Annotated in this window: 12 protein-coding genes and 1 pseudogene; 9 read left to right on the top strand and 4 right to left on the bottom strand. The window is 32.4% G+C overall.

Annotated elements, in window-relative coordinates:
- Positions 1-259 precede the first annotated feature (259 nt).
- Together FC19_RS01785 and FC19_RS01790 are read right to left on the bottom strand one after the other, a co-directional pair.
- Positions 260-823 (bottom strand): cadmium resistance transporter, encoded by a 564-nt coding sequence (locus tag FC19_RS01785; RefSeq protein ID WP_057875285.1) that lies wholly within the window; start codon positions 821-823, stop codon positions 260-262.
- Positions 824-872: 49 nt separating this feature from the next.
- Positions 873-1,202: an ArsR/SmtB family transcription factor gene (locus FC19_RS01790; protein ID WP_057875300.1), complete on the bottom strand. Its 330-nt coding sequence runs from the start codon at positions 1,200-1,202 to the stop codon at positions 873-875.
- Between the two features lie 276 nt (positions 1,203-1,478).
- Here FC19_RS01790 and FC19_RS01795 point away from each other — a divergent pair, with 276 nt between their 5' ends.
- From FC19_RS01795 to FC19_RS01805, 3 genes and pseudogenes are all read left to right on the top strand, one after another.
- Positions 1,479-2,648, top strand: coding sequence for a cation:proton antiporter (locus tag FC19_RS01795; RefSeq protein ID WP_057875286.1), 1,170 nt, complete (start codon positions 1,479-1,481; stop codon positions 2,646-2,648).
- Positions 2,649-3,239: 591 nt separating this feature from the next.
- Positions 3,240-3,502, top strand: a pseudogene (locus FC19_RS01800) (transposase); the annotation flags it as partial.
- A 388-nt stretch (positions 3,503-3,890) separates the two neighbouring features.
- Positions 3,891-4,349, top strand: a complete 459-nt coding sequence (locus FC19_RS01805; protein WP_057875287.1) for a GNAT family N-acetyltransferase — start codon at positions 3,891-3,893, stop codon at positions 4,347-4,349.
- A 173-nt stretch (positions 4,350-4,522) separates the two neighbouring features.
- Here FC19_RS01805 and FC19_RS01810 read toward each other — a convergent pair whose 3' ends face one another.
- Positions 4,523-4,888: a carboxymuconolactone decarboxylase family protein gene (locus FC19_RS01810; RefSeq protein ID WP_057875288.1), complete on the bottom strand. Its 366-nt coding sequence runs from the start codon at positions 4,886-4,888 to the stop codon at positions 4,523-4,525.
- A 94-nt stretch (positions 4,889-4,982) separates the two neighbouring features.
- Between FC19_RS01810 and FC19_RS01815 the strand changes: the two genes are divergently transcribed.
- The 4 genes from FC19_RS01815 to FC19_RS01830 all read left to right on the top strand — a co-directional run bounded on the left by FC19_RS01815 (position 4,983) and on the right by FC19_RS01830 (position 8,225).
- Positions 4,983-5,387 carry a MerR family transcriptional regulator gene (locus tag FC19_RS01815; protein WP_057875289.1) on the top strand — a complete coding sequence of 135 codons (405 nt, stop codon included), beginning with the start codon at positions 4,983-4,985 and terminating at the stop codon, positions 5,385-5,387.
- A gap of 119 nt (positions 5,388-5,506) precedes the next feature.
- On the top strand, positions 5,507-6,190 hold the full coding sequence (locus tag FC19_RS01820) for a phosphatase PAP2 family protein (RefSeq protein WP_057875290.1): 684 nt from the start codon (positions 5,507-5,509) through the stop codon (positions 6,188-6,190).
- 159 nt (positions 6,191-6,349) lie between these two features.
- The gene (locus FC19_RS01825; protein ID WP_057875291.1) at positions 6,350-7,153 is read left to right on the top strand and encodes an alpha/beta fold hydrolase; all 804 of its coding nucleotides are present in this window, start codon (positions 6,350-6,352) and stop codon (positions 7,151-7,153) included.
- A 655-nt stretch (positions 7,154-7,808) separates the two neighbouring features.
- Positions 7,809-8,225: a cytidine deaminase family protein gene (locus FC19_RS01830; RefSeq protein ID WP_057875292.1), complete on the top strand. Its 417-nt coding sequence runs from the start codon at positions 7,809-7,811 to the stop codon at positions 8,223-8,225.
- An 88-nt stretch (positions 8,226-8,313) separates the two neighbouring features.
- On the opposite strand, the gene FC19_RS01835 is transcribed toward FC19_RS01830, so the two are convergent.
- On the bottom strand, positions 8,314-9,054 hold the full coding sequence (locus tag FC19_RS01835) for a class I SAM-dependent methyltransferase (protein ID WP_057875293.1): 741 nt from the start codon (positions 9,052-9,054) through the stop codon (positions 8,314-8,316).
- Between the two features lie 847 nt (positions 9,055-9,901).
- Here FC19_RS01835 and FC19_RS01840 point away from each other — a divergent pair.
- Both FC19_RS01840 and FC19_RS11755 read left to right on the top strand, forming a co-directional pair.
- Entirely contained in the window at positions 9,902-10,390 is a 489-nt protein-coding gene (locus FC19_RS01840; RefSeq protein WP_057875294.1) for a GNAT family N-acetyltransferase, read from the top strand.
- Positions 10,391-10,947: 557 nt separating this feature from the next.
- On the top strand, positions 10,948-11,196 hold the full coding sequence (locus FC19_RS11755) for a DUF1697 domain-containing protein (protein ID WP_268872806.1): 249 nt from the start codon (positions 10,948-10,950) through the stop codon (positions 11,194-11,196).
- The last annotated feature ends 347 nt before the right edge of the window (positions 11,197-11,543 follow it).

Genomic DNA, 11,543 nt, shown 5'->3' on the forward strand with positions numbered 1-11,543 from the left:
AAAGCTTTGCTTGAGAACAATTATATAATTTATAGCTTTTCTGTACATTTAAAATTTAGGAAAATGTGATGCATATTTAATCAGTCAGATAAAAAAAAGATAAACTGGAAAAATATTGTTATAATCACAATATTTCAGTTTATCTTTTTAATTTGAACGGTTTTATATATACTCTAGAAGATTTATAACGTTCAGGCGAATTTCTAATACAAAAGTAGCGAAAAAAAGCAAATTCTTTTGCTTAAGATTGTCCTGCTCATTAAATTAAAGCAATTAAATGAAGAATTAACCCGCTATCCCAAAAAACATATAGGCCAATAGCGATATAGCATACCTTCATCAATTTTTCTCCATGCGCTTTCATAATTTGAGAAACTATATTTATAGTAGAGATAAATTTAATCAGAAAAACTGCCAAAACAGTAAGAGACCCTATAAATAACAAAGTTGTTAAAAAGTTCATAAGGCTTTCTCCAACTAAAACAGGTAAAAAGATTGATAAATTGCAACCCGCACACACCGACAGATATGTAATGAGAACACTAAGCACTTCAGATTTATTCTCTTTAAGACCGTCATCATCATCATCATCATGAAAAGCTAGATAAATTGGGAGAATCCCTAGAATACCCAAAATCCATTCTGGTAAAAAGGTAGTTAACATTTTTCCGATAAAATAGCTCATAATCAACAAAATTATAGTACCTGCAAGGTAGCCAAGAACTACTTTGGATGTAGGATATTTTTTTAATAAGAAAAGCAGCATAAAGAAGAAATCCAGGTTAACACTTAAAAACGTTAATACTAAAATCCAATGATTCATTTATATACCTTCTAACGATAGTTATTTTGATTGCTTTAAGGCAGTTTGTTTATTTTCCGTGAGGCTTACCGCGCAGGACATGATCAGCATGGTCTAATGTTTCAGTTACTATATCAAAAATATGTGGATCATCTAGTTGATAATAAATTGCTTTTCCAATCCTTTTAGTACTGACTAATTGAAATTTGCGTAGGGTGGCAAGATGGTGTGAAACTACTGATTGTTCTAAATTTAGTAATTTGCCTATTTCGCCTACGTTAAGCTCTCGCTGCTCCAAAATATTGAGCATTTGTAAGCGTGCAGGATTACTTAGTAGTTTCAGTATTCGTTCTGATTCTTTCAGTTGATTTTCGCCGATTAGAACGATGTCTTGATCTATAGAATTTGACTCTTTCAATCAAGGGCCTCCTTTTTGAATGTTATTTTATTCATATGTAAATAATAGCATATTAAACTACTTTGTAAATAACTAAAATATTAAAAGCTGATTTTAACTTGCCAGAAACTTACGCCAGAAAATAGAAAAGCAAATGTCACTATCAGCAGTAAATTAAAACATGAAAAAACTCATTCAGTTAGTAGTGGAAGTAACAAAATGTTAAACTTACGTTAGTTATTGTAGAATGCTTTTATTTCTTTTGAGGGAGTGAAATTGATGTCTTTTATTGGTTCCCTGGTTATTATTTTATTATTCACTACTCTTGCCGGACACTTAGCTGCAAGAGCCGGAATTCCCGCCGTTTTAGGTCAACTCTTAATTGGTATAATAATCGGTCCTGGAATTTTGAACTTTATTCATTCAACAGATTTAATAGAACAATTTGCCGAGATTGGCGTAATTTTACTAATGTTTATGGCAGGCATTGAGAGCGATATGCAGCAACTAAAAAAATACCTTAAACCTGCATTATCAGTTGCGTTAATTGGCGTTTTATTACCTGTGATTGTCATGGGAACAACCAGTCTTTTATTTGGCTATCATTTACAAGAAGCTTTATTCATTGGTGTGGTTTTCTCAGCCACTTCCGTTAGCATTTCTGTGGTTGTTTTACGAGAATTCAAGGTCTTGAAGGGCAAAGAAGGGGCAACTGTTCTTGGAGCAGCAGTTGCGGATGATATCTTAGGCGTCTTACTATTGAGTTTTATGATTGCAATTGTTGGGAATACCGGCGGAGTAGCTGGAAACGAAAGTTCAAGTAATATGTTAATCCAGCTGATCTTTCAGGGAGTTTTCTTTGCTGGTGTCTTCTTACTTGTTCGTTGGATTGCACCAGGTATTATGTATCTCAGCAACAAGTTGCTAGTTCCGACTGGCAAAACTATCTCAGCTATGATTATCTGTTTATCGATGGCATACCTAGCTGAACGAGTTGGTTTGTCTGGTGCAATTGGTGCTTTCTTTGCGGGAATTGCAGTTGGACAGACACCTACTAAGAAAACTGTTAGCAATAACATTGAACCGATTAGCAATGCCATTTTTGTACCTGTCTTCTTTGTTAGTATTGGACTAGGTATTTCGTTTAATAATTTTTTAGCGTCGCTGCCTTTTATTATTATTATGACAACTCTTGCCATTTTAACAAAATGGTTAGGTGGTGAATTAGGCGCTTTGCTAGCTGGCTTTGACAGAAAGAGCGGACGTGTAGTTGGCACAGGAATGATTGCGCGCGGAGAAATGGCTTTGATTACAGCCCAAATTGGTTTTAATGCTCACTTACTCGACAAAGCCTTATATGTAGACATTATTTTTGTGATCGTTGTTGCCACATTGCTGGCACCATTACTATTACGCTGGTCATTGAAAAAGTTAAATGAGACTAATTAATATATTTTTTGAGAATATTAGCAGTACTTTACCTATCTTGGTACTATTTCAATTTTATTTAATTTCAAATTGACCGATATTTGGACTTGTCTTAGAGCTAACTCTAACTGATATATTATGTATATACTATAAGAATTGGGACAAAATTAACGACTAATAAAATGACGACAGAGATTGAAAAGAATAAACATATCACCGAATTTAATCGCCAGGATGATTTGACTGAGCTTGAGGTGCTAACAAATGCTTTTTTCAGGTTTTCAATACAAAGAACTTCGCGTTAATGAAAAGTATGGGCAAATGAGGAATATGTCAGCATGGCGAATCCGGTAGGGGGGTGCGCTTTGGTTGCAGTAATATCGAGAATGTTACATGTTAGATACTAGAAGTTAATCAAACACTTTATTTTATGTTGCACCAGTTTTACAATAAAAAATAGTCATTTTTCTCAGGTGATATGACCTTTTTTCGAAATATAACTATCTTATTTTACTTTTGCTTGATTGCTAATTTTGCTCCTATCCTAGTATTTGGTACACAAATATTTAGACATTTGTGCCATAATAAAATGACTAGGATAGGAGCTTTTATATGAAACGATATATTGATGATTTTAAAGCCAGCATTATTAAAATGCACACCACGGAAAAGAGATCAGTTCGTTCTCTTTCAGAAGCATATGCAGTGTCTCCTGCATCAATTCATAACTGGACTAAAGATGCAAAATCTGTTGAACTTGATGATGGAACCGAAGTTACTTCTAAAGAATTTAAAAAATTACAAAAAGAGAACCAACGTCTCAAGGAGGAATTGGAGATTTTAAAAGCTGCGGCGGTGTTACTGAAAAAGCTCTATTTTGAATACAGCATGAAAATATGTCGCATAGAAAGAAGGGAACTAGTTAATATTGTCACGCAAGATGAATTTCAAGTTTGGGTAAAAAATAAAAAATTTTAGAATTCTTTTCCAATTCTAATAAGTAACTTCAAATCATAATATAAAAGAACCTTGTTAATTAGCAAGATTCTTTTTTTAATAGCTGGCTTAGTCAGTCCTTGTTTCATTGTGTTTCCTTTTAGCATGCAAAATATCCTATTAGGTTATTTGAAGAATAATCGTGTTTTAAGTTATCTTTATTATTTAAAATACGCACGAAGTAAAATTGACTTTCCGTTGCATTTGTGAAATGATTTAATAATCATAATAAGTTATAAATTATATTAATTAAAAGGGTGAGAACTTGTGGATTTAAAAAAAATGGATTCAAAAAACTATGAAAAATATATAATCGGGACCATCAAAGAATATGCATCTGAAAAGGTTGAGGCAGGAGCATGGCCAGCTGATGAAGCTTTAGTGTTAGCTAAAGAAGAATACAAGCGTTTGCTCCCTGATGGATTGGAGACAAAAGATAACTGTTTCTATACTTTTACCAATGATGAGAAGACTGTTGGATATATATGGCTTGCTAAAAGCAAAACAAATCCCAGTGAGTCCTTTGTCTATGATTTTGCCATCGATCGCGCGTTCCAAAATAAGGGTTTTGGCACTCAAGCAATGAAAGAAATCTTTATAGAGGCTAAAAATAGAGGTTTTAAAAAAATCGATTTACATGTTTTCGGCAGTAACAAGAGAGCAATTCATGTCTATCGTAAACTGGGTTTTATTCCTACTGATATCACTATGAGTCGCAATTTGTAACACTAACAAATTATTTTAACTGCATTAAATTTTCTTGCAGATACCGAAAATAGCTATATACAGCGACTAAACTCAAATGGTAACTCAATCCTTTGATGTACCGCTATCACTTGTATTTTAGAAAACACCGTGAATTTAAGGACTCATTCACGGTGTTTTCTAAAATTTTACGCTTAGTTTTTTCTAAATACTTCCTTTGCAACTGAAATTGCATTTAAAACTCTTGGAAAACCGACATACGGTAAACAGTGAACGAACGTTTCAACTATTTCGTCACGAGTTATTCCAACATTCAGAGCACCTTGAATATGAATATTAAGTTGGCTAGACGTATCTCCTTGTGTCAACAATGTAGTGATCGTAATCATTTCCCTTTGCTTCATATCTAAAGTCTCTCGTGTCTTAGCTTCATCAAACGCCAAAAGTGTCTTTTGGTCTAAGATCGGTGCAATATCTGCTAAACTATCTGAAACCAGTTGACTTGCCTCTTTACCAATAACTGCTTCTCGGATTTTTAATCCATTTTCGTATTTGTTCAAAATATTTCCTCCTTTTATGTGATAAAGTTACTATAAACTATCAAGTAAACTTCATAGCAAGCAATATTTATATTTTCGAAGGGAAAGTTACATAATGACTAAGACATATCGAATATCCGAGGTATCCAAAATAACTGGTTTTTCAATTCCAACTTTGCGTTATTACGAAAAACTAGGACTTCTAAAACCTACCCGTAGTTCAAACAACTACCGCATTTTTACAGATAAAGAATTACATTGGATCCAGTTTATTAATCGCGCCAAAGCAACAGGAATGCCACTCTCGAAAATTATTGAGTACTCCAGATTGCGAGAGCAGGGCGATGAAACAATTAAAGAAAGAATAGATCTTTTAGAACAGCAAGAACAGATTTTATATACTGAACAGAAAAAGATACAAGCGCATCTTGATTTTTTGAAAAATAAAAAACAACATTATGCTAAAATCATAGCTAAATATGAAAATAACAACCGAAATAACATTGGGAAAAATCCATAAGAACTCATGTTGTTGCTCCAATATGCTTTTTTTAACATAGGCAAATAATACCTGGAGTATTCTTATACCAAAGAAGAAAGTCATACCAAGGAGAAATTATTCAATAAAGGAAGAATATTATGAAAAAGAAACTTATAAGATACAACAAAGAAAATCTGATCGGAGCGTTAGTATGTTTGTTAATTTTTATTGTTATTGGATCGATGGTCCATCTGAATAGCAATATACTAATTTCTACAGATAATCTTTTTTCTGCTAGTTTTCAGAAACTGTTCGGCTATCCGACAATGAATTATAATGGAAACTTACTGAATGGCCTAATGACTTTCCTAGCTACTTTTGGGCATCCGCTTTACTTAGTTGTCTTAGCAGTAATTATTTCCATCTCGTTATTTGTTACCGCCCATAAATCTTTAGCATTCTGGTTTATAGGAGTTATTTCAAGCGGAGGAATAGCTGGTGTGATAATGAAATTTATGTTTCATCGCGAAAGACCGCTGGGACATTTGCCTAATGATAGCGGCTTTTCATTTCCCAGCGGTCATTCGGTTGAAAGTACACTTGTATTTTTAATTATTTTAATAGTGCTTATTCCATTAATAAAAAATAAAAGTATTAGACAACTCACCTTCATTATAGTTCCTGTTATTTGGCTTGGAATTTTATTTTCGCGTTTGTATTTTAACGCACATCATTTAAGCGATGTTATAGGAGGGGTCTCTTTTGGTGCATTTTGGATGTTTTCATCCATGATAGTTTATAATATAACTACAAATTGGTTCAAAAAAAATCAAAAAAATTAGTACGAAAGGTTGCTTCAGGACATTATTTTCTATGATCTTTACAAATTAATTTTAGTTGATAATTATTAAATGAGTAGTAACCGTGTTTTATAAAAAAATCATTACCACCAGGCACGAAATTACAGTACATTAAGTAACGACTCTGGAGGAAAATATATTATGCAAAAAGTAATCAATGGTATTTCAATTCACTACGAAATAATCGGTCAAGGAGAACCCATAGTTTTTCTTCACGGTTTATGTTTAGATCTTAATTTTATGAAACTTAATTATCAATCGAATATCAATAAAAATAAATACCAACAAATTTATATTGATATTCCTGGAATGGGAGAAAGTCCGGCTTTCTCAAGTCCACAACCATCTGGTAATTATTTAATCGAATTAATTACAAAACTTCTTGATGAATTAAAAATTTATCATTTTTATCTTTGTGGTCATTCCTATGGTGGTTACTTAAGTCTCGGCATTGCATACAGTCATCCCCAACAAGTAAAAGGTTTATTTCTAACTTGCCCAGTCATAACTGCCAACTCAAATAATCGAATAACTGAAAAGCATATAAATATCAAAGAAGATGTGTTTAAAACTCCTGCAAATAAATATGCTGAGGATTTTTTTAAAATGAATGTACTCATAAAAAATTCAACGTGGAAAGATTATTTAGATCGGATCGTTGTTGGACTTGAAAAATGCGACTTTAATTTTATTGAAAAACTACAGGGCAACAACTATAAGAACTATCAATTTCAACAGGAGACAAAACTTAAAAATTGGCGCTCTGATATCCCTCTTTTTCTCCTTTTAGGCAAGCATGATCACGTTGTTGGTTTTAAAGAACAAGCTAAATTTGCAACGAACTTCCAAAAATGTAATCTACTGGTTTTAGAAAAAGCCGGTCACAATTTGCCAATAGATCAACCCGAAATCTTGGCTAGTTGTACAAAGTACTTTTTTGATTAATCAACATAAAGAGCTAGAAAGAATAAAAATTTAAGATTCTGAATTCAAATGATGTATGGTCTTAATATCGGTCCACTAGCAGGAAAAAAGGCGGAAAAGTACAATTTCAAGGATATCCATACCAAATAATCAAAAAAAATAACATATTAACTGCTCAAGCAATTAGAAAATATTTTTTTAAATCATATTGTTAACGGTCATTTTTTACCAAGTTTAAAACATTAATCATGGATATAAAGCGATTCGTGTTATAAAGCTCTGAAACCTTTCCTGCAGTCGATCGTGGGGATGGAACCGCTTTTTAAAAAACTTAAGAAAGCTAAACTTTCCTTACGCTGTTTTAAAAGGCACATCATACAATGAAGGGAATTACTACTCATCCATTTAATCTTATAGAGTAAGCATGCTTCTCAAATCAGTGATCTACCATTTAAAGAGAACACGGTAATAGGGAAATGATGTATGGATTGGAAAAAACGTAGCAATTTTACCTGGCGGAAATCCAGCCAAACAAATTCGCAGAAGATTCGAGCCAAAGATTATAAATAAATTGGTTAATTTAAATGTTTATCAGGGAAGATTGCAAAAATATATTTATGAGAAAAAATTGGTATGGAAAATGGCATCAAGTAAAGGATTAAGGAGGCACATATTAATGGATAAGTGGGAAATCTTATATACGAAAGCGCAAAAAGAATACTCCCCTAGGGAAGTTACTCCTTTTATTTACGCTCATAATGTAGTTAGTGCCCTTGAGACAGAAGATGGCAAAATATTTACAGGCTTTTGCATTGAAAGTTGCAGCGGTGTTTGCAATTTGTGTGCAGAACGTGTCGCAGCGCTGAATATGTTTGTGAATAGTGGGCAAACACAAATTAAACGTATAATTACTTTTAGAGACAAAGCACCGGCCGAGAAGGAAAGCAGTAGTATGCCTTGTGGTGCATGTCGAGAGTTCTTAATGCAGTTAGACATAAAAAATAAAAACACAGAAATTCTAGTAGATTATGAAAAAAGAAAAGTGATTACTTTAGAACAACTAATTCCAAATTGGTGGGGTTTATCTCGCTAACATGGCTGTACTTAACATGCTTTTTTGATAAGTTTATATAAATTGTTGGTAGATCAGAAAACTTATGAGAAGTTTTTTAATTTACATGTTAGATATTTTTTGCCACTACACGAATGCGACGATAATCTGCTTCCCAATGATCCTCTTTCCAAAGTTTATCTTTTAAATTATCTTCTAAGTGTTCAAGTACTGTGTCAGAATTATCTAATTTCGCTAAATCAGTAGCAAAAAACTGTTTAACCCAGTTGCGTAGACCAGAGTAACCGTCTTTCAAAGTAGTAGGACGAGCATACTCGTAAGCCGTAATGATTTCAAAATTATTTTGCTTTAGCAAAGCTGTGTATTCTGAAACACTCGGAAAATAAAATGGAGATTGATATGTCTTTCCTAATAAATTCAATTCAATACTAAAAGCTGTACTAATCGCATCAATATTTCCTTTAGCACCAAATTCACAAATTAAAAGACCACCTGGTTTCAGCATAGTGTGAATCCTTTCAACTAATTTGGGCTGATCATTAATCCAATGAAAAACAGCATTGGAAAATACCGTATCAAATGATTCTTTTGCGAGCGACATTTTTAAAATATCACCCTGAACAAAATCTAAGTTTGGAAAATTCAATTGTGCTTTTTGAACCATATTTTCAGATTGATCAATTCCTTTAACTTCATATCCTCTTGCTGCAATTTGAGCAGTAAGTTCTCCAGTTCCACAACCAATGTCTAATACTTTATTTGCTTCTGATGGTAGATAATCTAATAATTTTTCTCCATATTTAAAAACAAAATCGTGTTTATGATCATAATCATCAGCATTCCATTCCATTTTAACACCTCTTATTATTAATATTATTTAATAATAATAAACCCGGTCTGTGTTGATTACAATGACTTTTTTATAATATTGGTGTTGGTGATGGCCACGGCATTGCCAAGTCATAGTGATAAGGTAACGCTTTTAACTTGCTCTGAGTTTAAATCAAGTAGTTTTCTATCCAACAACCTAGGACACTCTAAAAATAAACTATTTTTGAGTATGTTGAATAAATAATTAATTTCGTTTCAGCTTTAGATAGCAACAATGTGCGCTACGGTCTCGAAAGACTCTTCTCTTAATGATGTTGACAAAATCATAAGCAATCGGTTATAATTTCATCTCCGCGTTCAATGTGTTTTTATTTTAAATACCAATCAAGAGGTAATTGCAACATACATGGAATATGAAAAGATCTTTTCACCTGAAAAAAAGACATCTAAAAATTGAGAAGTTTGTTGTTAAAATATAATAACAAAAACTTCGAGGCAACTGTCCATAAAAATTTTGCTTTCTATGTTAAAGAAGCAGGTGCCATTATCGGAGGAATTGCGGGTGACATTTTGGTCAGTGGCTAGAGATTGAATATTTAGTTGTTGATGAACAGCATCGAGGAATTGATATATAAAAACATTAAATTAAAGCACTAATTAACTGAGCGCAAAGGGAGTTATCTCAATAAAAACTACGTCACTGTGTTTTTATACTAAAACTTTCTATTTGATTTTTGCATCTTACAAGCCGACAATACTCATTAAGTCCAATCAATTAATTAGGTGATAGCCGATAATCACATAGTTAAATGATCCTTGGTATCTTCAAAAAACTTTAATATCTATGTGTAATGGGAGGATATATTATGATTAAAACATCCAAAGTAGAATTAGGTGATTTAACTGCGTTAAGTAAATTGAGTATGCAATCCTACAAAGAAGCTTTTTATAGTTTAATAGATCATAAAAATGTTGATTCTTATGCAGATCAGGTTTATCAACCATCTAAATTGAAAACTGAGTTAGCTGCTGTTGCGAGCGATTTTTACTTTCTGAAAACTGATGATAAAATCTGCGGTTATTTAAAGATCACCAAGGAACATGATTTTCTAGAAATCAACAGAATATATATGTTGCGTGGTTTTAAAGGTCTAGGGATCGGTTCTTTCGCTATGAAAAAAGCTGAAGAAATTGCTCGGGAAAGTAAAATACATCGGCTCGTATTAGGTGTTTTAGCTTTAAATAAACCTGCTATTTCTTTTTACTCAAAAAAAGGATTTGTGGAATACTCAAAAACATCGGTTAACATCGGGGATGATCCTTTCACTTTATTGCTGATGGACAAAAGAATATAATCCTCATATCTTTTAGATTGTGCGTTATGCCTCTGAGAGGTCCATTAATCAATCATTAACTGATAATCAGTTTTAAAGCGACTCTGAGTGAGTTGCTTTTTTATTACATAAAATAGAAAAGAAGATATAAACATGACCTTAAAATTTGTAAGTCTCCAACAATGCTTTTTGGTAACTTAAATTTTGAAGAAAAAATCATTAACTAAAGATAAATATTAGCTCAGTGTATTAAAAAACCGGTCATGGATAGAAAATAATGTATTCTACGTTTCTGAAGGCTCATTGTTTAGTGACACAAACATATAGCAATAAACTGGGGTAAAGCCCGATCATGGTCGGGGAAAGAAACACAAGACTCAATGGAAAATTATCTATTACATATCTATTACAATAGAAGCCTTTTTAAATTTGAATTATCTTGTTCTAAATGAACGAATAGAATAGAATAGAATAGAATAGAATATAATTTAGTCAACCATTACATTTACGAGGGAGATTAAGCACATGACAAAAACTATTACTTTAAACCTAATACAAGAAAGAAGGTTCTACGAGAAATAAATATAAGTGGTAAGAATAAAATACCTATGTCCAATTTAAAAACATCATTCGAAAAGCTAAACTTTTTAGATGTAAAAACTTATATAAATAGTGGAAGTGTTATTTTTTCAAGTAGTTTAACGGATAGAAACAAGCTAATAAGTAAAATTGAATTAGCGATTAGAGAAGATTTTAACCTTAGTATTCCCGTAACAGTAATATCGGCAGAATATCTGAAGAAAGTTTTGGAGAACGCTCCTTCTTAGTGGAGAACAAATAATAAAGAGATTTACGACAATACGATTTTTATTATTCCTCCTACTAGCATTGAAGAGATTTTTGAAGAAATTGAAGAAGCCAAGCATGGGATAGAGAAAATTGCTAGTTATCAGGGAGTTATATATTGGTCTGCATCACTTAAGGATTTTAATAAGACGAAATGGTCAAAAATTGCTGGTTCTGCAGTAAATAATAAAGTGACAATTAGAAACGCAAATACTGCAAAAAAACTTTTAGAACTTTCTAGAGTTGAATTTTGATCTTTTTGTTGACTTTAGTGCTCTTATCCTAGTATTTGGTACACAAATCTTTAGACAGTTGTGCCATAATAAAA

It is taken from the genome of Liquorilactobacillus aquaticus DSM 21051 (assembly GCF_001436755.1).
Classification (GTDB): domain Bacteria; phylum Bacillota; class Bacilli; order Lactobacillales; family Lactobacillaceae; genus Liquorilactobacillus; species Liquorilactobacillus aquaticus.